This window comes from Acidaminococcus sp. AM33-14BH, from assembly GCF_003603525.1.
GTDB classification, from domain to species: Bacteria; Bacillota; Negativicutes; order Acidaminococcales; family Acidaminococcaceae; genus Acidaminococcus; species Acidaminococcus intestini.
Map to the genome: position 1 here is coordinate 180,717 of NZ_QTNG01000004.1, position 23,822 is coordinate 204,538.

Below are 23,822 nucleotides of genomic sequence, written 5' to 3' on the forward strand. Positions count from 1 at the left end.
AGTTAGTTACAACTAATTTAAAATCAAGGTAGAATTTGATAATTAAAGAGCTAATTCATTTTATAGTTAGGAGAAACTAATTAATGAAACGAATCATAACCCTCATTTGCTGCCTCTGTACCTTTCTTTTTGCTGGCTGCTCCTTAAAGGAATCCGTTTCCGAATCCTCAAGCGGAAGAGCCCCCTTCGTCCTTTCCTATCCGGAAAGCCTGCAGAAACAAGGCTTTCCAGATGCCTTGTGCCTTGAAAAGAGGCCCAAACGGGTTGTGACGCTGACCAATTCTCCTGTCCTTGCCCTTTATGAACTGGGCGTAAACCAAGTTGGTGTCCCTGATACAAAGATCCTGGCTTGGCCCCAGGCAATCAAGGAAAAGGCCACGCTTTTCCAAACCGGTATGCGTTCCCAGATTGACCTAGAGTCTGTCATCGCCCTTTCACCAGATCTTGTCATTGTTGGCGTCCATGCTAAAGATACGTATGGAAAGCAGCTCGAAGCAGAAAAGATCCCTGTCTATTATGTCGATGCCGGGCCGACCGTCACCTATGAAGATGTGAAGGCCATGACCCTTATCCTGGCCAGTGCTTTTGACGATGGTTCAGGCAAGAAGGACGCCATCCGGAATCGCTTTGAAAAAGCAGAAGAAATGATGAAGGAAGCCCGCAGTCGCTATGACGGGAAAAAGGTCCTCATCCTCCAAGGGGCACCGCCTCGCTTTTACGTGCAGAACGAAGCCGGCACGGTGGGCTCCATGTTCTCCCTATTGGGCTTTAAGAATGTCGTCGGTAAGGGCGCCGGTCCCATGGTTCCGCTGAAGGAAGAAGAAGCCTTGAGCTATGAACCTGATCTCATTGTGTTTGTGAGCGGCATGGGCGGCGGAGACGAGACAAAAGTCCTCATGGAAAAAGAATTTGCGGCCCGACCCTTTTATTGGAACGAATTCCGTGCTGTCAAAAACGGTCAGCTGGTCTATTTACCACGCCGCTTTGCTGTTTCTGGCGGCCTTGAAGAAGTGGAACAGATCAAAGACCTTGTGAGTCTGCTGGATGCAGTTCCGGGAGCGGGCAAATGAAGAAACGGACTGGTTTCGTATTTTTGGCGCTTCTCATCGCACTTGGCATTCTTGCCGTTCTTGCCTTGGGAATTGGCAGCACCTATATTCCGCCTGGACAAATCCTCGAAGGCTTCTTTAAAGAAAATCGCATGGCCCGCGTCATTGTTGTTGGGCTGCGCCTGCCTCGTGTCCTTCTAGCCATCATGATTGGCATGGCCCTCTCCCTTGCTGGGGCCCTGCTTCAGGCTGTTATGAGAAACCCCTTGGCCGATCCAGGCATCATCGGGGTCTCTGCAGGGGCAGCAGCGGCTGCAACGTCGGTCATGCTCCTTTTCCCCCGTTGGCTTTCTCTTGTGCCGCTTGTAGCTTTTGTGGGCGCCCTTTTTGCCTGCGTCTTGATCTACCTTATGGCCTGGCGCCGCGGCATCGACCCGGTGCGCATTGTTCTTTCCGGCGTTGCCGTGAACACCGTTCTTGGTGCCTATACGTCTTTTCTGCAGCTCCTGAATTCCGATAACCTTGCAAACGTTCTGGGCTTTTTGAATGGGAGCCTTTCGGGACGCAGTTGGGGGCACGTGGAAACGGTGGTCATTTACGTGAGCATCGGCACCGTCCTTGCCTTTTTTGCCATACGCGGGGCCAACCTCCTGCAGCTTGGCGATGACGTGGCGCGAAGCCTTGGCGTCGATGTGAACAAGACCCGCATCCTGCTTTCCGCCTTAGGCGCCTTTTTGGCGGCGGCTACGGTTGCTGTCGCCGGTATGATTGGTTTTGTTGGCCTTGTCGTGCCTCATATGGCCCGCATGCTTGTCGGCCCGAACTATAAGGACCTTGTGCCAGTGGCGGCCGTCATGGGAAGCGTGACCTTGCTTTTGGCTGACACGGTGGGGCGCATGCTCGTGCCGGGCATGGAGATCCCTGTCGGGGTCATCATGGCCATGACAGGGGGACCCTTTTTCCTATACATGCTTCGGAGGAAACGTTTCTAATGTTTGCTATCAGTGGAACCAAACTTGATATTGGGTATGAAGAGCGCCTTGTTCTCAAGGACTTTGACATGACCGTAAGGAAGGGAGAAATCACAACTTTCGTTGGTCCTAATGGATCAGGCAAATCCACCCTTTTAAAGACCTTGACTCGCCTCATTTCTCCCCAAAAGGGCCGCATCACCTGCTGCGGCAAGAATCTTGATGAGATTCCAAACAGCGAATTTGCCCAGATGGTGGGCGTCCTGCCCCAGCACCATATCGCACCGCCAGGCTTTGTCGTAAAGGATCTCGTGAGTTTTGGCCGCGTGCCTTATCAGGCGTGGCACCAAACGATTACGGAAGAAGACGAGAAGGCCATCTGCCGCGCTATGGAAGCAACGGGCGTTTGGGACCTTCGGGATAAACCTCTTGTGAGCTGCTCCGGTGGGGAAGCCCAGCGCGTCTGGATTGCCATGGTCCTTGCCCAGGAACCGGATCTGCTTTTTTTGGATGAACCAACGACTTTCCTTGATATTTCCTACCAGCTTGAAATCCTGCGCCTTGTAAAGGAACTTAACAGGACCCTTGGCATGGGCGTCGTCATGGTTCTTCACGACCTGTCTCAGGCCATGAATGTCAGCGATCGCATCGTCGTGCTGAAGGATAGGAAAAAATACGCGGAAGGACCGCCCCAAAAAGTCATTACGGAAAAAATGATGAAGGACGTCTATGAAGTGGATTGCCGCCTTGTTCCCATCAAAGGAAAAGCCTGTCCCGTCCTCGTCTACGAAGATCTGCTGTAAGGAGTCTATCGTGATTGTCTATTTTATTCGCTCTCTTACGGCATATAAGGGCTGGTTTTTCTTCCTTGTCATTATTTCCGCTTTGGGCGGTCTTTTGGAACTTGTCTTTCCTCTGGGGGTTCGGGACCTTCTTGAAGAAGGGGTGTTCCTGCAAAGCTGGCCTGTTCTTTTTCGAAAGATTGGCTTTCTTGCCCTTGTGGAAGGGGCGGTCTTTCTCTTTTCCCTCCTTGGTTCCTATTATGGGGGAAAGCTCAGCGCCCGTGTGGAAAATGACCTGCGTATGACCCTCTTCCGACATCTGACGCACTTATCTTTTGCCTTTTTTGATTACAGCCGGACGGGAAAACTTATGGCAACCCTCATGGGAGACATCAGTGAAGCCGGTGACCTTGTAAGCCGCATTCCCGGCGATTTTGCCGTGAGCCTTGTGACGGCCGTAGGGACGATCATCCTTCTCTTATATCTCAATCGCCCCTTGGGCCTTGTCGTCATTGTCCTCATGGCCTTTAAGGTCGTCCATACCATCGTCATTAGCGGAAAGCTCCGGAACCAATATGGACGGAACCGAAGGGAATTTGGACACCTGTCCGCCTTGGGCGAAGAAAACCTGAGCGGTATCCGCATGATCCGCGCTTACAGTGCTGAGCATCATATCATCGAGGCTTTCCAAAAGGTGGCCGATGCCTACCTAAGGGCCCGGGAACAAACCTTTTTTCTTGGTGCTTATTTTGGTTCCAGCATCAGCCTCTTTACGCACCTCATCCAGTTTGCCATCCTCCTCATGGGCGTTTTTGAAATCCGCCGTGGTGCTATGACCATTGCCGACCTTGTGGCTTATTTCCTTTATGTGGGCGTGTTTATCAAGCCTGCCATGAAGCTCGTCTTTTTTGTTGAAGCGTATCAAAAGAGCATGGCTGGCTTCCGCCGCTTTTATGAGCTCATCAGGGTGGAAGAAGAAAGCGGCAAGGATCTCCCGCCCCTTGAAGCCCCGCATGGCACCATCGAGTTCCGCCATGTTTCCTTCCACTATAAAGGACTGCCCGATGTACTCCATGACTTGTCCTTTACGATCCGGAAAGGGGAGACCATCGCTTTTGTCGGTGAAACGGGCAGCGGAAAAACGACCCTCTTAAGTCTTCTCCTGCGCTTTTATGACCCTACCCAAGGGCATATCTATCTTGACGGCAAGGATGTGGCGGATTATTCCCGTGACAGCATTCGCAAGGCCATAGCCTTTGTCTCCCAGGATGTCTTCCTTTTTTCCGGAACCATTGCGGAAAATATTGCCTATGGGAACCTTTTTGCTGGTATGGAGGCCGTTCAAAAAGCGGCCGAAAGGGCCCATGCCGCATCCTTTATTGGGCGCTTTCCCCAAAGCTATGACACGGCTGTGGGGCAGCGGGGCGTCCGCCTTTCCGGCGGGCAGCGGCAGCGCATTGCCCTTGCCCGGGCGTTTCTTCGCGCGTCGCCCATCCTCATTCTTGACGAAGCAACGAGCGCTCTTGACAACGTGACAGAAGCCCAGGTCCAACGGGCCATGGAGAGTCTTCAGCGCGGGCGTACCACCCTCATTGTGGCTCATCGCCTGAGCACGATCCGCCATGCAGACCGGATCTTTGTCATGAAACGCGGGCGCATTGCGGAAGAAGGTACACTGGAGAACCTAATCGAGAAAAAAGGACTTTTTTGGAAACTTTGGACAAAGGAACAGAACCAGCCGCAGCCAAAGCGGCGGAACCGTTCCCGTCAGCATCTTGGAAAGAAGGGATGAAACGATGCAGCCATTTGCATCCGGTTTAAGTTATTTTGTTCGCGGAGGCTGGGTCATGTACCCGCTCCTTGTCTGTTCCATTGCAGCCGTAACCGTTGGCATCAACCGCTATCTGTTCTTTAAGAAAAAAGACAGCGGAAAGGTTTTTACGGAAAAATTTTGTACCCTCGTTGAAAATAACGACTGGGAAGGGGCCAAGAAGCTTGCCGATAGTACGGAAGGAGAAATCGCAAAACTTGCTACCATCGTCATGGATAAGCATGAAAATTACGAGTACCTGGAAAACTTCATTTCTTACCGGGCAGAACGTGCCATGGATAAATTTGAGAAGAACTTGGCTTTGCTCAATATCATCATCACTTTGGCCCCTGTCCTAGGCCTTTTGGGAACGGTCACGGGCATGATGGGGTCCTTTTCCAAACTTGTTGAACGCGGTCAAGATCCCATGGCCGTAACGGCAGGTCTTGCTGAGGCCCTCATTACGACGGTCTTTGGCCTTGTCATTTCCATCATTGCTGTCTGCATTCTCGGTTATTTCGAACGGCGCATGAAGAGCATTACGCTGAGCATCGAAGAAATGAGCAACACCCTTTTGGAGGCTGTACGCAAGAAATGTGAATGTCCCTGCGTGCTGCGAAAAGAGGAGAGGTCCCTATGATCCGTCTGAAAAAAAGAAAGAACCTTTCTGTGGGCATCATGATCAGCCCCATGATTGATATGAGTTTTCTACTCCTCGTCTTTTTTATCGTCAGTACCATGAACATGAACGAAGTGAAGACCCTCCCTGTGAAGCTGCCCCAAGCTTCCCAGGTCGAAGTCGATACAAAGAGCCTTTACCATGTGACGGTCCTGCCCGATGGCAGACTTTTCCTTGAAGATAAGACCCTTACGAAGGAAGCCTTTCTCCTGTGGGGGCGCAAGGCCGTAATCAAGGACCGCAATGTGTCCGTTGTGGTCTACGGGGACGGAAAAACGAATTACCAAAAGATCCTTGATGTGCTCGACCTCTTGAAAGAAGCGGGCATTACCCGTGTTGGCATGGCGGCAGAAAGGAGATAAGCATGGTGCTTTATGCAAAGGACCGAAGCCTCATGGCGTCAATCCTGATTCACCTTTTTTGTTTTGGCATTTTTAGCGTCCTTTCCTATCAAGGCCTCATGACTCATGTAAAAGGAAAAGGTCCCATCTACATGGTAGGCCTAAGCGGTGGGAGAAAGGGCGGGGCGCCTCCAGCGGCTGCCCCTTTTCGCACGAAGAACCTTCCGCCCCTGCCGGCAAGAAGTGATGACATGGTGACAGAAAAAAGTACCGCCCTTCCTTCTGCAAAGATCCTGCAGCCGTCCATTTCCAAGGATGCTTCTGCCTCTTTTGATGTATCCAATGACAGAGCGGAAAGCGGCGAAGGTTCGGAGAAGGGTTCCGGTGCAGGAACGGGTATGGGAGAAGGCACGGGTGACGGCGCAGGCGAAGCGGGCGGTTCTGGTTCCGGTGGACCTTCCTTTGATACGGACGCCATCCAGCCCGATGTATCACCGACGCTTCTTTCCGGAAGCGCCCCCAACTATCCCGAGGCCATGCGCAGCCGCGGCATCGAAGGACGCGTCACTGTCCAGATGGTGGTCGGAAAAGATGGCGCTGTCGAAGCGGCATCGGTCATCCAAAGTTCCGGCTATGGCGTTATGGATAAGGCGGCCCTGTCGGCAGCCTACACTTATGCCTTTGCCCCGGCTTATAAGGAAGGCTATGCCGTCCGCTGTTATGCCTCGAAGACCTTTGTCTTTGCCCTACACTAAGGAGAACCCTATGAAAAGAAAATGGATGATGGTCCTTGGCTTTCTGCCGCTCCTTATGGGGATTCCCCCAAGTCACCACCTCGACGCTGCGCCTGGTCTTTACCTTTCCAAGGCGGGCATGGCCCTGCCGGCTGGCACGGTGGCCCAGGAAGCTGCCCAAAGCGGGATCATATTTTTTGGCGAAGAACATACAAATGCCCTTTCCCACAAACGGGAATTTGAACTTTTGACGGAACTTTACCGCCTTGTTCCGGATCGCTTGGTCCTATCGTTGGAAATGTTTGAAAAGGACGTGCAGGCATCTCTTGATGCCTACCTTGCCGGTCGTATGACGGAAATGGAGTTCCTGAAAGTCAGCCGGCCGTGGCCCAACTATGAGCGGGATTACAGGCATCTTGTGGAATTTGCCAAAAAGAAGGGGCTTCCCGTCCTTGCGGCCAATGTGCCGCGCCGCGTCGCTTCCCATGTGGTCCAACATGGCAGTGCAACCGGCCTGGTTCTGGAAGACGCCCAGTACCTGCCCAAAGACCTTGAACCGTTAACGGGGGAATACCGGGAAAAGTTCCGCCGTGTTATGAAGCAAAACGCGGGCGTTATGCCCCTTGGCACGACAAGAAAGGAGGCTTTTTACAAAGCCCAGTGCATCAAGGATGCCGTGATGGCCGAAGCGCTCATGACTTACCTTGACGCCCATCCTGATGCTGTTATGTTCCATGTGACAGGCTCCTTCCATATGGAAGACGGCCTAGGAACGGCAGCCTATGTCAGGAAGCACCGGCCCGGGGTGCGTCTTTACCTTGTGTCGCCGCAGCACGAAGGGCAGCCCAAGGATAAAACAAGCACACTTCATGAAGTGTATTATGATTTGAAATGATACATACTTGAGGAGAAAGGATTTTTGAATTATAGATATGGGAAAAAACAAACAGAACCAGGTTTATGCAGGCGTTCTCCTGGCCCTTTTCATGGGCATTACACCGAATGCCTTTGCAGGCGGGGAGCCCCTTTCCACGTACGACCTTGGGGAAACGGTCGTTACAGCGACAAAAACTAAGCTTGAGTGCCCATGACGACATCGGTCATCAAGGAAGAAGACATCAAAAAGGGCGGTGCTTACAATGTGCGTGACGCGCTAAAGCCCCTTACCAGGCTCAATGTCATGGAAGCGGGCATGACCGGAAACCAGGTCTCCATTCGCGGCATGGGAACCTCGTCCACCCTCATCCTTATTGACGGCAGACGCCTTGCCGGAGAGGATTCGGGAAGTACCATGAATGTGTATGAGCTCAATCGCATGAGCCTTGATGAGGTGGAGTGCATCGAAGTCATGCGCGGCGCTGGATCCGGCCTTTACGGCAGCAATGCTATGGGCGGCGTCATCAATATCATCATCAAAAAGAACAAAAAAGCCGGCGGTTATGTCGGCACTTGGTTGGGCGGTCGGGAACAAGCTTTGTACGGCGGTGTGTTGACGGGCAAGGTGGGGAAATTGAACCTTGACGTCAATTACAATCTTACAGAAGTAAGAAAAGCGGACCGGGACGGCGACTCCAACATGTATGGACCGCGGCGCTATGTCGATTTCAAGGGCCGCTGCCAGTTTGATGAAACGCGGGGCCTTTCTTTTGGGGCGTCCTATATGAAGGAACAGTATGGGAGCTTTTCCGAAGGTGATCCTACGGCGATGAGCGCGTCCGCCCGCGATGATATGACGGAATGGTATGATAACAATCGCCAAAGTTATTTCGTCAAATACGACGGCTATCACAGCAAAAATGATTATGAGTTCCAGAACGACTACAACCGCTTGGGCAAGAAATCCCGAAAAAAGACGCCCGGCGTCTGGCAGGACTTTGACCACAGCAAATACGAAACATACGTTGTTGAAGTAAAGAATACCTATCATGTCGATGAGCATCATACCGTGACCTATGGCGGTGAGTACCGCAAACAAAAGGCCGGCGGCACGCGCCTTGGCACAGGTGCCGGGAACCGGACAGAAGAAACCTATCTAGGCATGACCAAGCCATATGGCTCGGCCGATGTGAAAAGCTATGCCTTCTACGTACAGGACGAATGGAACCTGACGGATATACTGTTCTTTGTCCCGTCCCTTCGCTATGACCATCACGACAGCTTTGGCGGGGAACTTTCTCCGCGGACGGGCCTTACCTATGCCATGAGCAAAAACAGCCGGATCAAGACAAACTATGGCGCCGGCTACCGGGCTCCGTCCATCATTGAGCTGTACTCCCATATGGACCGCAACATGGGCCGCATGCAGATCCAGGTTTGGGGCAATGAACATCTTGACCCGGAAAAATCAGGACCTTCGATATCGGGTTTGAGGCAGAAAAAGATAAGGCGGGGGCGAAGGTCACCTATTTCCACAACAAGATCGATGACCCTATCTCCTCGCAGTACCAGGGCCGCTTCGGACGGACTGTCCGCTACCAGTACATCAATATTGACAAGGCCGCCATGAAGGGACTTGAAAGTGAAGTGACCTACCGCTTCGATGATCATTGGCATGCCAAGCTTTCCATGACCTATCTGGATGCTAAAAATAAGCTCACCCAAGCGCCTTACAGGCAATGCCCGCATGAACGGTCTCGCCGAACTTTCCTATACGACGGGCAAGGATAATCCTTGGACCATGACACGTTATAACCAGTGGTACAGGATTATCTCAACGGCGATGGGTAAAATTACACCTACAGCACGACGAACTTCGTCGTCACCAAGGACCTTGGCAAGAATACCCACCTTTATGCCGGTGTGGACAACATTTTTGATAAACACTTCTCCAATGATGACAACTTCTCCATCTGCGGCCGTATCTGGAGAGCGGGCGTAGAATTGACCTTCTGATGAAAAGGAGTTTTACCATGAACTATCTTGTACTTTATTCTTCCCGCACAGGAAATACGCGCATGGTGGCCCGAGCCATCCAAAAGGCCCTGCCGGAAGGCACGCCCTGCGTTGATATCAAGGACCTCAAGGAAAGCCTGCCCGAGGGCACCACTTCCTATGACTGCGTCTTCATGGGCTATTGGGTCGATAAGGGAACCGCCGATGAAGCAAGCCGCACTGTCCTAAAAAGTCTTGATAATCCCTATATTGCCCTTTTTGCAACCTTGGGCGCCGACCCTAAGAGCCCCCATGCTATGAAAAGTTTGGAACAGGGTGCCGCCTGTCTGCCGGATGGGAAAAAACCCCTAGGCGCATTCATCTGTCAGGGCAAAGTAGATCCCAAGCTTATTGAAGCGATGTACCGCATGTTCCCCAGTGACAATATCCATGGGAAGAATCCCAAAAATGAAGCCCGTCACAAGGCCGCCTCCACCCATCCTGATGAAAAGGATTTGAGCGATGCCGCTCATTTTGCCCATGAAATCCAGCTCATGGTGGAAGAGGGACGGAAATGACGGTCAAAGACCTAGCTGCTTATATAGCAGCCCTGCCGGAAGAGGAACGGATCCTGCAGTTTGGTAAAAAGGCGGCAGATCCCCTGCAAGGGGCTTTCCGCCATAAGCGTGTCGTCCACGCCGGCCTCAAGGGGCGCATGATTCCACCCGATAAGGCTCAGGCGCGTTGGAATGCCCTCATGAAGCGTCCCGTAGAAGGAAATCCGCTGCAAATGGCCTATCTTCACATCCCCTTCTGCAAGACCAAATGCCTGTACTGCGGCTTCTTTCAAAACGGGACGGATACGTCCGTCGAAGATCGTTATGTGGACCATCTCCTTATGGAACTTGCTCAGGATGCCGATAAACCGAGGCTTCAAAGTGCGCCCATCCAGGCCGTCTTCATTGGCGGCGGCACACCGACAAGTCTATCTCCCTCCAACATCCGGCGTTTATTGCGCGCTATCCGTAAGACCCTGCCCCTTGCCAACGACTATGAACTTACCCTCGAAGGGCGCGTCCATGACCTTGTGGAAGAAAAAATGGATGTCTGGATGGAAGAAGGCGTCAACCGCATCTCCCTGGGTGTCCAGTCCTTTGACACGAAGGTTCGTCAGCAAGTGGGCCGCATCGATACGGGAGAAGAAGTCATGAAGCGGCTCCAGAAGCTCAGCGCCTACAATCAGTGCGCCGTCATCATTGACCTCATGTATGGCCTGCCGGACCAAACCCTTGACGTGTGGCAGGAAGACCTGCACCATCTTGTGGAAAGCGGTGTCGATGGGGCGGACCTCTACCAGCTTGACGTCTTTGAAAATAGCGACCTTCATAAGCGCATTGAAGAAGGTCGCCTTTCGCCGGCGGCCACAACCCTCATGCAGACGGAAATGTTCCGTATAGGAAGACGCTATATGGCCCAATGGGGCTGCAAGCGGATCAGTCACTGCCACTGGGCTAAAAACAATCGGGAACGGAGCCTGTACAATACCCTTGCCCGCAGCGGAACCCATCTGTTTCCTTTTGGCTGCGGCGCTGGCGGTCATGTGGACGGCGTATCGACCATGCTTCACCGCGTATTGGAACCTTATGAAGGTATGGTGGCAAGGGGAGTGAAACCTTTTATGTTCCTTTCTGAAGTTTCCCCTTTTGCGGCCTATGAAGCCCGCGTCCAAGGAGAGATGAATCAGTGCCATCTAAATCTCGATGCCCTCATGGCGCTTGATTCGCGTCTTGTGAGCCTCTCCCACTTGGGAGACCTGTGGGAAGAATACGGATTATGGCACTTTAATGGAATCCAATATGACCTGACGGAAGCAGGCGAATTTTGGGTTGTGAATATGACCCAAACCCTCCTGGAATGTATCCAGTGGCTTCTGGGAGGAGAAAAAATCATGAACCATGCGCCGGTTGCAGCACAAGGATAATGCATCAAAAAGGACGGGGAATGCCTTTCTTCCCGTCCTTTTTCTGTGTCTTAGGGGAAAGCCCCATAGGGAAAGAAAAATGTGAAATTTTTGTGAAAAATTTCAATCTGTTTCATCCTTATCATTTCTTGATAAAAACAATGACTGTCTTCATAGAACATTTATTAATAAAGAATTTTCAAGAAAATAGTCTTATTTTTTGTACTCTATCCAGGGAGGTCCCCATTATATGGGAAAGAGTCCGTTTCATCCCAAATCAGAAAAAATTCCGCCAATAAGAATTGGTCTTTATCAAAAATTTCCACTTAATAATGATTATAAATGTAACCTATGATGGAACGGATTATCTTGGCAGCGTCTAGATGAGCCTTATTGTCATAAGGATATTTCATCATGTATAATACGACTATATTGCTTGTTTTTAATGGGAATGAGAGGGAAATATTGGCAACAAACAGCAACTGATTAGGTTATTTACCCTCATTGTGGGGGAGAAAGCGAGGAAAACGGCATCATGGCTTCACAAAACCACATATGGTCACCTTATGGCGTCAGTATCAATCAGGATCCCTTCTATGATGATGGAAATAGTCCGGAGGAATCCTTCCAAAACTTGATGGCCCAATTCAGTCAGCATCTTGATGGAAAACGGGTCTATATTTTGGAAAAGATTGGTCCTGACAGTTTTATTATGACCTATGAATGGAAGGTTTCCGCTGTTTCAGAGCGGGAAATGCATCAAGTCTTCACGGCCTCCCAGATTGAAGCCCGTTTTCCCCATATTTGGACACAAGAGGTCGTAGAGACGGAAAAGGCCTATGCGGCCCCTTTGAAGCGTCATGGCAACATCATTGGCATCATCGGGTTTGATAAGGACCCGGATAAGCCGCACCATGACAGTTCACAATCGGTTCGGCTGCTTGGTTTTTTTGTCTCGACCCTTCTTTACAATTGGAAGCTCATTGAACGGCTCCAGGTCCTCGGTTATACAGATCCTCTGACCGGGGTAGGCAATTTCAATCGGCTTCTTTCCGCCCTCGACCATTTATCGGATGAAACAAGCTTGGGCGTCATTTTCGCTGATGTTTCGGGGCTTAAGAAGATCAATGATAATTATGGCCATGAGGCGGGCAATGACCTTTTGACCCGGGTTACGGGAACCTTGATTCAGGTCTTTGATAAAAAGCAGGTGTTTCGCGTTGGTGGGGATGAATTCATCATTCTCGATGATGGCATCAAGGAAGCGTCCTTTCTGGAAAAGGTCAGGGAAATCCGTATGCTCATGGCGTCCCGGAGCATCAATCTTGCCGTGGGCGTTGTATGGGTTCCGCAGTTTTCGATGGATTTTTCCGTCTTGAAAGAAAAAGCCGACCGCCGTATGTACGAGGAAAAAAGGGCATTCTATGAAAAAATGGGACAGGAGGCGCCTGTATACCATCAAAACAGCGCGGAGGAACTGTCCCTTCGCATCAACTGCGATACCGTGCCTTCGCCATTTTTTGTCTTCGCCGTGGAACGTGATAGCGTGGGGGCAATTAAAAACATTCGCATCAAGGTCGTGAACCAGGCCTTTGCCGACCTTTTTAACATGCGTCCTGAACGCTGGACCAATCGTTCCATCATGCCGCTGCTCAAGGCTCCGGATCAGCCCCTGTGGGCGTATATCCATAAAATGGCCAATGAAAAGGAAAATGTAACCTTTCGCATCAAGAGCCAGTTTCTCCAGGAAGAGATGTTGATTTCCATGAAGATGACGTCTCCTTATTATGGAACCCTCGTCATGATGCCCCTCGGCCAGAAATCGCAAGTGCCGTGTCTTTGAAGAAGAAGGTGTTCTTATGAATGTTCAAGCATACGACATTGCCAAATTAAAGGAAGCGCAGGGAAATCGTCTGGACAGCACCAGTGATTTCTGGATGCAGGCCGAACAGCTCCAAAAGGAACTTCTCCAGCAGGGGAAGAAGGCCTGCTACATTTTCCTTGATCTTGAAAATTTTCGATTCATCAATATGCAGGGGGATATCAGTGAAGGGGCCCATTTGCTCACGGAAGTGTCTGCCCTGATCCATCAGACCTTTCCCGATGCCCTGATTACGCGCGGTGCCTCCATACAGTTTGCGGTTGTGACCGGGGTCCCGGATGTGCGGGAGCGGCTGATCCATCTCCATAAGAAGGCGCTTTCCCTGCGCAGCAACAATCAGCTTGACTTAAAGGCAGGCATATTCATTGTTTCCAATCCCCAGATCAGCCCCATTACCGCTTCGGATTATGCCAAAGCAGCCTGTGCCCATATCAAAAAGGACTATCAGGCGGTTTACCGGGAATATGACGAAGACCTTCAAAAACATTTGGCCATCGATCACTATGTGGTGACCCATTTGGAAGAGGCCCTGAAAAACCACGATATCAAGGTTTTCTTCCAGCCCATTGTCCGGACCTTGACCTGTAAGGCCTGTGCGGCAGAAGCCTTGGCTCGTTGGGATGACCCCCAGTATGGCCATTTGTTGCCCTCTATCTTCATCAAACCGCTTGAGGCTACGCAGCTGATCACTAAATTGGATCTTTATGTTGCCGAAGAAGTCTGCCGTCTTTATGAGGACCTTCAGCTCCGGCCTGATGTCAATTTGCCCATTTCCATCAATTTTTCCCGCAGTGATTTCCAGAATTGTGAGATCCGCAGGGAGCTCGACCGGCTCCGAGCACAATATCACGTGCCGGACCATGCTCTGTGCGTGGAGGTTACGGAACGTGATTTCTGTGATGATGTATCAGTCCTCAAGGACCAGATCAAGGATCTGCGGGATCATGGCTATGAAGTCTGGATGGATGATTTTGGAAGCGGTTTTTCCTCTTTGAGTCTCCTCAAGGATCTGGATGTGGATCTGGTCAAGTTTGACTTGCGCTTTCTTGTGGGCAGTGCCCATATCAACCGGGGAAACTTCATCATCGGGGCCCTCATTGCCATGGTCAAGCAGCTGGGGATGAAGACTCTTGTAGAAGGGGTTGAAACCGAAGCGCAGTTGGAGTATCTCCAAAGCGTGGGCTGTGAACGGATGCAGGGATATCTCTACAGCCGGCCCATCCCGTTTGCCCAACTGTTGGATCTTGCCATCTGGGATACGGATGAAACGGCATCCAATTGCCGGTATTACAATGCCGTGGGCTGCTGCAACATGGTGCAGGCCATGCCGGAACCGGTTTCCCATGGCAAGGACGAACGGCTGGTCCTTCCCTCCCTGCCTGCCTGCATCGTCGAATATCAGGCGGGGAAGCTGAGCCTTCTTGAAACGAACGCGGCCTTTACGGCGCGGGAAGGGCAGCTGGCATTTCGTGATTCCGCGGCTTTCAATGAATATATGGGACAGGCAGGGACTTTTTACCGTAGGAACCTTCTGCAGGCCATCAAGCAGTGTCAGGATACGCAAATGGGCATCACCATTGAGGTCCTCAGTCATAATGAAGTCTGTACCCTGCGCATTGACCCCATTGCCCGAAATGAGTCAAATGGCGCGGAAGCTTTTCTCATCATTCTGACCGGTGTCCGCACGTCGGCTTTCAAGGACCGAAAGGCGGCTGTCCAGAGCATCATGAATGGGATTTTTTCTCTTTTTGATAGCTTCTTTGCCCTTAACCTGACAAACCAGACCGTCCATCGGATCAAGGTGGGAATGAGCGTGATCGATGAAATCGAACGGCTGCCCCTGCCTTTGTTTTTGCGGGAATGGGCAAGGCGGCACGTTTTCTCGGAAGACTGGAAGCGCTTTCTGCAGTTTTATGATTTAGCCACCTTGGTCACTCGCATCAATGAATCAGGATGTGGCTATCTTTCCACTTTTTTCAGGGTCACGAGCAGTGAACAGGAAAATCGCAATGGCTGGCAGCTCCATTTGGTCTGGCTCTCAGGGGAGCCTTCTGATGTCAAGGTCTATTGCGGAACGGTCAACCTGCGCCATTTCATGGGGGCCCAGATGCCTCGGCCCATGGAACCTATTTTGGCGCGAAACAAGCTGGTTCCGTCTCCCCAGCTGGATAAGACGGACGCCATTTTGCCAGAGGTCCTCTGGGAAGCCATGATCCATTTACCGGAAATGAACGTGTACTGGAAAGATGTCAGGGGCCGCTTCCTGGGGGCCAATGATGCTTTTTTGCATTATTTCAACCTTTCTTCCCTGGATGATATCCTCGGTCAGTCGGAAGAGGAACTGGGCTGGAATGTAGAATTTGACCCCACCTACCGGGAAGAGGAAATGCTCCTTGGGCAGATTCCGGTCATTTCGGAGGAAAAGGTCCACTGCATGGCCAAAGGTATGATCCGCACGGTCATGATGAACAAGATTCCCCTCATTGAAGGCGGACGAATTGTCGGCAGTCTTTCTTGGTTCCGCGATGTGACCCGTTTTACCCAGATCCAGGCAGAACTCAAGAAAAAAAGCGTTATAGATGCCTTGACAGGCGCATTGAACTACCAAGGGTTCAAGGAAACACAGTCCCATTTTGTGGATAATTATCAAAAGTGGGACCTTGACTTCATCTTGATCTATATGGACCTGGATGATTTTAAACACTGCAATGATGCCTATGGTCATGGGTTTGGCGATATGGTCCTTCAGGAAGGGGTCAAACGTCTGCAGAAGATCTTTAACCATTATGGGGTCGTCGCCCGTGTGGGAGGCGATGAGTTCATTGCCCTCCTGCCTATTGTTGGATCCGAAGACATCCGCCGGATCAAGCAGGAAATCCAGCAGTCCCTCAAAGCGCCCCTGTCCATTGACGGTAGGTCCTACCTGGGTGGAATATCCGTGGGCATTGCCCGCTATTCCGAAACAGAGGACATGGATGCCCTGCAGGAACTTGCTGATCAGCGGATGTACGAAGATAAGAAAAAACGTAAGAAAATGCAGGATCTTACGTATGGATACCTAGCGACCACGGAAGGAAATTAACGTGAGGTTATATCGAATTGATTATCCTAAAATCCTTTGGGGGATTGTGCTCCTAAGCCTCCCTTTTGCGATGCCCCGTGCTGCCGAAGCTGAACCGACTCGAAAAGAGACGGCACGGCAAGTGGGACTGGCCCTTTCTCAGGCGGATGCCCCGACCCGTCAGGAAGCGGTGAAAAAACAGCTGGCAGCCTTTTCTGAACTGTCGCGCCTTACGGCCCGGGAAGCGGCCATGGTAAGCGTCCTTGAAAAGGAATACAAACGAGCCTATTCAGCCTATGAAAAAGCTCAGCAAGCGCTTGAAGAGACGGAAAAAAAGAAGATCTACGCGTCCCTTCAAAGCGGCGATGAAGCAGTGATGGCCCCCCTTGAAAAAGAAGCTTCGCATCGGGAAAAAATCCTTACAGATGCCAGCGTCCGTCTTGCTCTTATCAAAAGAAGGCTCGAGCCGGCAAGAAGCCAACTTGCAGCCTTGACGGCAAGAAGGGATGGGGTGCTGGATGAAATGGCAGGCCTTGTGTCGCCAAAAAAAGCGCCTTCGGGAGTTCTTCCTCCTGCATCAACTGACGCGGCAATCTTGAAAGAAGGGAAAAATTTGGCAGAAGCCCCGTCCGTCCCGACGGAAACCTTGACGGACCTACCCCGCAAACAGGCTGAATATGCCGAAGAACTGGCAGACCTTGGCTATTATGAGGAAAAACGCGCTCAGGACCTCGCCGTCCTTGAAACGCCGGAACCGGCCGTCGATCTATCCAAAAGATTCAAGATTGATGGGGAACTTCGGATTGATAACAATGATACGTCCAACCATCATGCCGTCGATCCGGAACGGAAGCGGATCCAGTTCCCTGATGACCGGCTGCGGCTGCGCGCCAGGATCTACATGGATTACAACCTGGATAATAACTGGCATGCTATCGGGATGCTTGAAAGCGAGAAGGCCCTCCATGGCGATGACAGCATGAACGGGACCATTGATCTTGATCGGTACTACCTGAAAGGGGCTGTCGGAAAAGTCATGGTCATGGCCGGTGCTTTCGGTAAGACCTTGGCAGAGGGAAATATCTATGACAGCCGGTTCAAGGGCATACAAGTCGCCTATGGCGATCATCATCCCTGGTACTACGAAGGGGCTTTCGGCAAGGTCAATGAGGCCGATGAAGTTACGGCACTTACTGCCATTTACCAAAAAGGAGAGCACAAACTCTCTTTAGGGGCCTACGGGTTCCGCATGGATGGGGGCAACAACCGGAACATCGGCATGCTTGGTTATGAGATGCCTCTTGGTGGCTGGTGGCGTGTGGGAGCCCAGTATCTTTTGGGACACGATGAAACAGAGCCCGGCGGCAGCGGCGGTGTCTTTTCCTTGAGCCGCGGCGAGGAAAACAGCTGGGAAAAGGGCAACCTCTATACCTATGCCAAGTATTACTACCAGCCGCGGGCAACTTACGTGGAACATACCATGAATGGGGTGGCTGATTATATGCATGGATTCAAGGGCTATGGACTGGGTCTGTCCTACACGCTGACCCGCGACTGGGTCCTGAGCCTTGAGTACGATGATTTGGAAGACCTTCAGTACGGGACGCGCAGCCGCACCCTCTGGGCAGGCCTTTCCTACTATTTCAAGAATTACGGGAATGAGGAACCTGAAGATCAGGATAAGACGGAAGGAACGAAATGAATGTCTTTGGCGGCCTTGTCTGTCAAAGTGAAAGGAAAAAGAGGAAATAAGGATGAATGCTATTGATCTATGCAGCGATCTGACCGCCAGAAAATCAAAACTGGCTGTCGTCGGATTGGGTTATGTGGGGCTGCCGCTGGCTGTCCAATTTGCCAAACACTATGACGTCATCGGTTTTGACACCAATGAAAAAAAGGTGGCCCGCTACAAGGCGGGCGTTGACGTGACAGGGGAGGCAGGGGACGCAGCCCTTAAGGAAACGGACTGCCAGTTTACGGCCCAGGAAGAAGCGCTGAAAGATGCGCGTTTTTTTGTCATCGCTGTCCCAACCCCACTCAATGGGGACAATACACCGGACCTGACGGCGGTCAAAGAGGCAACGGCCCTTGTGGCCCGCCATCTTTCCCGGGGCAGTATCGTCGTTTATGAATCAACTGTCTATCCCGGCGTGACAGAAGATATCTGCCGTCCTATCCTGGAGCGAGAAAGCGGATTTGCCTGCGGGCCTGATTTTAAGATTGGCTATTCACCGGAACGCATCAATCCGGGCGACCGCCAGCACCGGCTTTTCAACATTGTCAAGATTGTCTCCGGAATGGACGGGGAAACGTTGGATGCAGTGGCTGACGTCTATGGATCCATCATTGAAGCTGGAATCTATCGCGCTCCCACCATTAAGGTCGCCGAAGCCGCCAAACTGGTCGAAAATTCCCAGCGGGATATCAATATTGCCCTCGTCAATGAATTTGCCATGGTCTTTAGCCAAATGGGCATTGAGACCAAGGAAGTCATCAAGGCCATGAATACCAAATGGAATGCCCTGGGTTTTTATCCCGGTCTTGTAGGGGGACACTGCATCGGCATCGATCCCTACTATTTTGTCTACCAGGCCGAAACCTTGGGCTATCATTCCCAGGTCGTTTCTGCCGGACGCCGCATCAACAATGGCATGTCAAGTTTTGTGGTGCGCCAGGTCCAGACCCGGCTTCTGCAGGCCAAGATCGATATCTGCAGGGCCAATCTTTTCCTTTTTGGCATGACCTTCAAGGAAGACTGCCCTGATGTCCGAAATTCCCGGTCCTACGATGTTTATGAGGAATTCCGCAAGTGCGGCCTTTCTCCCAAAATGGTCGATCCCTGTGCCGATAAAGAAGAAGTCAGCCGTCTTTATGGGCTCGAACTGACGCCCTTGGAAGCTGTTCATGATGCGGACTGCATTGTTTTTTTGGTCCAGCATGAAGTCTTCCGAAAGCTGCAGATCGACGAGGCGGCAAGCTTGTTCCGCCGGCCAAAACCAGGACAGAAACAGGTCCTCATTGACGTCAAGGGCATGTTTGAACGGAAAGCTTTTGAAGAAAAAGGATTTCTTTACTGGAGTCTATAAAAGGAAGTGCCCATGAAAAGTGAAACCAAACTAAAAGTGGGACTGGTCCTTATCTTTTGTCTTTTCCTTGGGGGCGGAATGTATGTCATCAAGGGAATGGTAAAAGACCTCAATGCCCGGGACATCACGCGGTTCATGGCTGAACCGGCTGCTTCCTACGAGGCTTCGGAAGACGCCGTCAAAAAGGCGGTTGAACGCTATCAACAGGGCATTGGACCGGCCCGTCTCCTTGCTCGTCCTGACTCTTCTTCGGTACTCCTTGTTTTTGATGGACTGCCCTCCAAGACGGATACCGAGCGGCTTCTTGCGGTTCTTCGCAGCCATCAGGTGAAGGCCTTGTTCTTTGTAGAAGGGGAAAATGCGGCCATGGACAAGGAGCTTGTGCGCAAGATCAAAGGAGAAGGTCATTTGCTGGGAAACTTTACCTTCCATGGACAGGCCCAGGCAGAGACCCTGCCGATTGCTAAGTTTATGGCGGAAGCTGTGGCTGCCCAGACGGCCCTAACGGATCTTACCGGGTCAGCTCCGCAATATATGCGGGCCCCAAGAACGAAGGTTACGGCCGACCTTCTGGTAAGGACAGCCGCGGCTGGTCTTCCCGTATATGTAGATACACCCCTCCTGTTTTACCCCAGTCAGATGGCAACCAAAGACAACGTCAAAACATTTGCCCTTGGCGTGGGTGGGGGGAGCATCCTTGCCGTGGAAAGCGGCGTTCCCGTCGTGGGCGGACCTAAAAAGCCCAAGGTCCAAACCGGGAAAAATGGGCCCATCGAGCACCCGCCCACAGTCAAGGACCGTCCCGAAAAAGCGGCTTCGGACGGGGCCAGTTTAGCGGAAAAAGTAGAGGTCTTGATTGAGTCCCTTCAACAGCGGGGCCTTAAGATTGTTGGATTGTAGGAGAAGGATTGTGAAAGAACATTGTGATGTCCTCACGAGGGAGAAAAAAGACCGTCGATTGTTATCCCATGTGCCGGATGCATCGGGCGTGCGCAGCCATCGGGACCGCCGCAGAGGAAACGGCGGCGGACGGGGCCCTGAGGATTTTGGTGCCTATATCAGGGAAGATGCTGCGGGACGGCGCTATCTCGTGGATTATGAAGTTACCGTCCGTGTAGAAAAGGACCGTATCAAGGCACGGGCCCTTGACATCTCAACAACGGGCATGCTTCTTCATGCCGAGCTAGGCTGTGACGAATCCTTGCTGACTGAAGGAACAACGCTTTCCCTTTCTTTTGAAATAACCCCGGGAACCCTGCCTGAAGGATACGAAATGAAAATCAAGGACCTAGGGGCCACGGTTGTTAGATCGTTCCATAAAGAGAATGCGGAGGGCCTTTTTATTGGCGTGCAGTTTGCGGACACGCTTGCCGAGTTTGCCAATAAAAAACGCGGCCGCTATATGCTGGGGCTTGCTTCGTTTTTCCTTTTTGTGGTTGTCTTTGTCATCATCATGATGCGGGCTGAATCGGTCCTTTATTTCCGGTTCAACAAGACTCTTTATTTATATAGCATCATTGCCGCTACCCTGCTGTTATCACGCTACCTTTTTGGCGCGCTCTACCGGCCTATGAAGGTGGATCCCGATTTTACGCCGGGGGTCACCATCATCATTCCTTGTTTTAACGAAGAGACGTGGATCGATCGGACCATCCTTTGCGCCATCAACCAAGATTATCCTCCTGAGCAGCTGGAAGTCATCGTTGTCGATGATCATTCCACGGACCATTCCTGTGAAGTGATCCAAAAGACCATTGATTCCCTGACCGCATCGGATCAGCTTTTCCACACGGACCAGCGGATCCGCTGGATCCGTCAGCCTCAGAATATGGGCAAGAGGGAAGCCATGGCCCGCGGAGCTGAGCTTTCCACAAAGCCCCTCCTCGTCTTTGTGGATTCAGACTCCTTTCTTGACCCTTATGCCGTCAGGAATCTTGTCCAACCCTTCAAGGACGAAAAGATGGGCGGCGTTTCGGGCAGGACTGACGTGGCCAATACCTATACCAATTCCCTGACCAAGATGCAGTCTGTCCGCTATTATATTGCCTTTCGCATCATGAAAGCGGCGGAAGGCTACTTTGATGCCGTGACCTGCCTGTCGGGACCGCTTTCGTGCTATCGCAAGGATCTTGTCCTTGCCCATAAGGAGGCGTGGCTGCACCAGACGTTCCTGGGACAGAAAGCGACCTTTGGGGACGACCGGAGCATGACGAACTTTATTCTCCGCGGACATCGCACAACTTATCAGGATACGGCTATCTGTTCCACCATTGTCCCCAATACCCACCGCATGTTCCTCCGGCAGCAGATGCGCTGGAAACGGTCCTGGCTGCGGGAATCCCTGATTGCGGCTCGTTATATGTGGAAAAAGGAACCGTTTGCCGCCATTTTCTTCTATATGGGATTTTTGGTTCCCATTATTGCTCCCATCATTGTGCTCTATAATGTCTTCTATGTCCCCATCATGTACCGAATTGTCCCCTTGGGCTTTTTTGTCGGGATGTTCCTGATGGCGGCCCTGATGAGTCTTGCCCAGCTTTTTTTGCGGCGGAGTACAACCTGGATTTATGGTCTGTGGTTCTGTATCTATTACGAGCTGGTCCTGCTCTGGCAGATGCCCGTGGCTTGGTTCACCTTCTGGAAATCCAATTGGGGGACCCGTCCCACACCTGCTGACGTAGGACCCCAAAAAGGAGGGAAGATGAAGCCATGAGCCTTGGAGATCATGCCTATACGGTGCTCAAGGACCGCCGCAAGAAACGGCGTGTCCTGATCCAGTTTATTATCCTCCTTTTGGTCTTATTGGGGATCTTTTATGCCTTCTTTTTCCTTAAATCCTATACGCCCTATGCTGAGGATGAGGAAAGTTCCACTCTCAATACGGGATTCATTGCCCTTTCCTATGGCGGCGTTGACCGGACGGGGCGAACCTCGGACCTTATTGGGGAACCTCTTTTAAATGACCATTTGGCGGCCCTTCGGAAAGCCGGCTATGTCACAGTCACCAGTAAAGACGTGGCCGCCTATTATCATGAAGGAAAACGCCTTCCGCCGCGGGCTTTGTATTTGATGTTTGAGGATGGGCGCCGGGATACGGCTATTTTTGCCCAAAAGAGCTTGGAAAAATATAATTTCCATGCCACCATGTTTTCCTATGCGGAAAAACTGGAATCCAAGGATCCCAAGTTCCTTAGCAAGCGGGACATGCAGTCCCTCATGGATTCGTCCTTCTGGGATATGGGAAGTGATGGGTACCGGCTGCACTTCATCAACGTCTTTGACCGCTACCACAATTATCTGGGCGAGCTGACGCCGCTGCAGTTTTCCATGCTGCGTTCCAGCCTGGGACGCAATTACAATCATTACCTCATGGATTATCTCCGCGATAAGGATGGCTATGCAAGGGAAAGCTACCAGCATATGGTGCGGCGGATCGATTTTGATTATATGAACCTTCGCGATACGTACCAGCGAGAATTAGGATTTGTCCCGGAAGCCTACGCCCTCATGCATGCCAACACCACCCAATTTGGCAACCAGGACGATGTGAGCGCGGTCAATGAAAAGTGGATCCGCCGGCTCTTTACCATCAATTTCAATCGGGAAGGCAGTTCATTCAATGCCCATAACAGCAGCCCTTACGACCTGACCCGCCTGGAACCGGGTACAAAATGGCCTGTCAATCACCTTTTGATGCGCGTTGCCGCCGATACGAAAAGCATGGGGAAGATTCCCTTTGAAGAAGGTGACGAAAAGCGCCAAAAAGCGTGGAAACACTATTCTGGCGCCTCGGAAATCACGGGCAATTCCCTTATCCTTACGACGGCTCCCTATGGCATTGGGCTGACCGAACTATTGGGCAGCAAAGCGTATCAAAATTTCAGCTTATCCGTTCGTCTTACGGGCAACACCTTTGGCCGTCAGCAGCTGTTCCTGCGGGCAAGTGAAGACCTTTCACGATGCCTTATCGTGGAACTAAGCGGCGGCAGGCTCATCGTCACGGAACGGCGCCATGGGAAAGATACACCGCTCCTGCAGGAAAATGTGGATGTGCTCCTTGATAGGCCCCGTCTTTCTGTTGAAGAAGCTCAGAAGGAAGCGGAAGTCAAGGACTATGAGACACTTGCCCGTTATGCCCCGACTAGACAGGCTGCTGAGCGGTATGCCCAAAAAGCAGCGGCACGAAAGGCGAAACCAGCCCGTTCTGTCAAGGAGGGGGCTGCTCCCTATGAACCGAAGCTGGAACGAAATGCCCGGGAAAGCCACAGCCTCACCCTTTCCCTTCAGGATGATCAGCTGCTCATCACCCTCGATGGGAAAGCCCTTGATCCGCTATCCGTCCTGATCCTTGATCCGGGTTGTCTATTTTTGGGGGCGGACATGGGGAAAAATGAAAGCTGGAGCCAAAAGAACCAGGCTGAAAGTGTGTATGACGCGACTTTTGAAGACCTTGTTATCCATTCCCAAACGGGCCTTGATCCCGAAAAGGAGCAGGTCCTTTATTCTCTTAAGCTGTCTGGCCTTGACCGGTTCCGGTATGAAGCCGGGCAATACTGGGAAGACATCTTGAATTGGTTCCTTCGTTATATCTAAAAG

18 protein-coding genes and 1 pseudogene are annotated in these 23,822 nt (G+C 51.6%); all 19 read left to right on the plus strand.

Going from position 1 to position 23,822, the window contains the following annotated elements; all coding sequences use genetic code 11:
- Positions 1-83 precede the first annotated feature (83 nt).
- Positions 84-1,070 carry an ABC transporter substrate-binding protein gene (locus DW817_RS04660; RefSeq protein ID WP_021736387.1) on the plus strand — a complete coding sequence of 329 codons (987 nt, stop codon included), beginning with the start codon at positions 84-86 and terminating at the stop codon, positions 1,068-1,070.
- A complete protein-coding gene (locus tag DW817_RS04665) occupies positions 1,067-2,041 on the plus strand; it encodes an iron ABC transporter permease (RefSeq protein ID WP_021736384.1) in 975 nt (324 codons plus the stop codon). Before DW817_RS04660 ends, DW817_RS04665 begins: the two co-directional genes overlap by 4 nt.
- Entirely contained in the window at positions 2,041-2,823 is a 783-nt protein-coding gene (locus DW817_RS04670; RefSeq protein ID WP_021736394.1) for an ABC transporter ATP-binding protein, read from the plus strand. Before DW817_RS04665 ends, DW817_RS04670 begins: the two co-directional genes overlap by 1 nt.
- A gap of 10 nt (positions 2,824-2,833) precedes the next feature.
- Entirely contained in the window at positions 2,834-4,594 is a 1,761-nt protein-coding gene (locus tag DW817_RS04675) for an ABC transporter ATP-binding protein (protein ID WP_021736388.1), read from the plus strand.
- A gap of 4 nt (positions 4,595-4,598) precedes the next feature.
- Positions 4,599-5,252: a MotA/TolQ/ExbB proton channel family protein gene (locus tag DW817_RS04680; RefSeq protein WP_009016351.1), complete on the plus strand. Its 654-nt coding sequence runs from the start codon at positions 4,599-4,601 to the stop codon at positions 5,250-5,252.
- Entirely contained in the window at positions 5,249-5,653 is a 405-nt protein-coding gene (locus DW817_RS04685; RefSeq protein ID WP_021736393.1) for a biopolymer transporter ExbD, read from the plus strand. Before DW817_RS04680 ends, DW817_RS04685 begins: the two co-directional genes overlap by 4 nt.
- A 2-nt stretch (positions 5,654-5,655) precedes the next feature.
- A complete protein-coding gene (locus DW817_RS04690; protein ID WP_021736365.1) occupies positions 5,656-6,387 on the plus strand; it encodes an energy transducer TonB in 732 nt (243 codons plus the stop codon).
- Between the two features lie 10 nt (positions 6,388-6,397).
- On the plus strand, positions 6,398-7,261 hold the full coding sequence (locus DW817_RS04695) for a ChaN family lipoprotein (RefSeq protein ID WP_021736360.1): 864 nt from the start codon (positions 6,398-6,400) through the stop codon (positions 7,259-7,261).
- Between the two features lie 37 nt (positions 7,262-7,298).
- On the plus strand, positions 7,299-7,457 hold the full coding sequence (locus tag DW817_RS10595; RefSeq protein ID WP_021736402.1) for a hypothetical protein: 159 nt from the start codon (positions 7,299-7,301) through the stop codon (positions 7,455-7,457).
- Positions 7,454-9,033: pseudogene (locus tag DW817_RS04700) on the plus strand (TonB-dependent receptor plug domain-containing protein). The gene DW817_RS10595 and the pseudogene DW817_RS04700 overlap by 4 nt, the downstream one beginning before the upstream one ends.
- 242 nt (positions 9,034-9,275) lie before the next feature.
- The gene (locus tag DW817_RS04710; protein ID WP_120111221.1) at positions 9,276-9,815 is read left to right on the plus strand and encodes a flavodoxin family protein; all 540 of its coding nucleotides are present in this window, start codon (positions 9,276-9,278) and stop codon (positions 9,813-9,815) included.
- Positions 9,812-11,218: a heme anaerobic degradation radical SAM methyltransferase ChuW/HutW gene (gene hutW / locus DW817_RS04715; protein ID WP_021736399.1), complete on the plus strand. Its 1,407-nt coding sequence runs from the start codon at positions 9,812-9,814 to the stop codon at positions 11,216-11,218. The genes DW817_RS04710 and hutW overlap by 4 nt, the downstream gene beginning before the upstream one ends.
- Positions 11,219-11,732: 514 nt before the next feature.
- Entirely contained in the window at positions 11,733-13,040 is a 1,308-nt protein-coding gene (locus DW817_RS04725) for a GGDEF domain-containing protein (RefSeq protein WP_021736398.1), read from the plus strand.
- 16 nt (positions 13,041-13,056) lie between these two features.
- Positions 13,057-16,161 (plus strand): EAL domain-containing protein, encoded by a 3,105-nt coding sequence (locus DW817_RS04730; protein ID WP_021736407.1) that lies wholly within the window; start codon positions 13,057-13,059, stop codon positions 16,159-16,161.
- A 1-nt stretch (position 16,162) separates the two neighbouring features.
- On the plus strand, positions 16,163-17,842 hold the full coding sequence (locus tag DW817_RS04735; protein ID WP_021736368.1) for a hypothetical protein: 1,680 nt from the start codon (positions 16,163-16,165) through the stop codon (positions 17,840-17,842).
- 52 nt (positions 17,843-17,894) lie between these two features.
- On the plus strand, positions 17,895-19,226 hold the full coding sequence (locus DW817_RS04740) for a nucleotide sugar dehydrogenase (protein ID WP_120111228.1): 1,332 nt from the start codon (positions 17,895-17,897) through the stop codon (positions 19,224-19,226).
- A gap of 12 nt (positions 19,227-19,238) precedes the next feature.
- Positions 19,239-20,126 (plus strand): polysaccharide deacetylase family protein, encoded by an 888-nt coding sequence (locus DW817_RS04745; RefSeq protein ID WP_021736358.1) that lies wholly within the window; start codon positions 19,239-19,241, stop codon positions 20,124-20,126.
- A 10-nt stretch (positions 20,127-20,136) separates the two neighbouring features.
- Positions 20,137-21,939, plus strand: a complete 1,803-nt coding sequence (locus DW817_RS04750; RefSeq protein WP_016459607.1) for a glycosyltransferase — start codon at positions 20,137-20,139, stop codon at positions 21,937-21,939.
- Positions 21,936-23,819, plus strand: coding sequence for a hypothetical protein (locus DW817_RS04755; RefSeq protein ID WP_021736939.1), 1,884 nt, complete (start codon positions 21,936-21,938; stop codon positions 23,817-23,819). Before DW817_RS04750 ends, DW817_RS04755 begins: the two co-directional genes overlap by 4 nt.
- Positions 23,820-23,822: the final 3 nt, after the last annotated feature.

Coding starts and splice junctions, on each gene's coding strand:
- DW817_RS04660 (WP_021736387.1), top strand. CDS start 84: ATGAAACGAATCATAACCCTCATTTGCTGCCTCTGTACCTTTCTTTTT.
- DW817_RS04665 (WP_021736384.1), top strand. CDS start 1,067: ATGAAGAAACGGACTGGTTTCGTATTTTTGGCGCTTCTCATCGCACTT.
- DW817_RS04670 (WP_021736394.1), top strand. CDS start 2,041: ATGTTTGCTATCAGTGGAACCAAACTTGATATTGGGTATGAAGAGCGC.
- DW817_RS04680 (WP_009016351.1), top strand. CDS start 4,599: ATGCAGCCATTTGCATCCGGTTTAAGTTATTTTGTTCGCGGAGGCTGG.
- DW817_RS04685 (WP_021736393.1), top strand. CDS start 5,249: ATGATCCGTCTGAAAAAAAGAAAGAACCTTTCTGTGGGCATCATGATC.
- DW817_RS04690 (WP_021736365.1), top strand. CDS start 5,656: ATGGTGCTTTATGCAAAGGACCGAAGCCTCATGGCGTCAATCCTGATT.
- DW817_RS04695 (WP_021736360.1), top strand. CDS start 6,398: ATGAAAAGAAAATGGATGATGGTCCTTGGCTTTCTGCCGCTCCTTATG.
- DW817_RS10595 (WP_021736402.1), top strand. CDS start 7,299: ATGGGAAAAAACAAACAGAACCAGGTTTATGCAGGCGTTCTCCTGGCC.
- DW817_RS04710 (WP_120111221.1), top strand. CDS start 9,276: ATGAACTATCTTGTACTTTATTCTTCCCGCACAGGAAATACGCGCATG.
- hutW (WP_021736399.1), top strand. CDS start 9,812: ATGACGGTCAAAGACCTAGCTGCTTATATAGCAGCCCTGCCGGAAGAG.
- DW817_RS04725 (WP_021736398.1), top strand. CDS start 11,733: ATGGCTTCACAAAACCACATATGGTCACCTTATGGCGTCAGTATCAAT.
- DW817_RS04730 (WP_021736407.1), top strand. CDS start 13,057: ATGAATGTTCAAGCATACGACATTGCCAAATTAAAGGAAGCGCAGGGA.
- DW817_RS04740 (WP_120111228.1), top strand. CDS start 17,895: ATGAATGCTATTGATCTATGCAGCGATCTGACCGCCAGAAAATCAAAA.
- DW817_RS04745 (WP_021736358.1), top strand. CDS start 19,239: ATGAAAAGTGAAACCAAACTAAAAGTGGGACTGGTCCTTATCTTTTGT.
- DW817_RS04755 (WP_021736939.1), top strand. CDS start 21,936: ATGAGCCTTGGAGATCATGCCTATACGGTGCTCAAGGACCGCCGCAAG.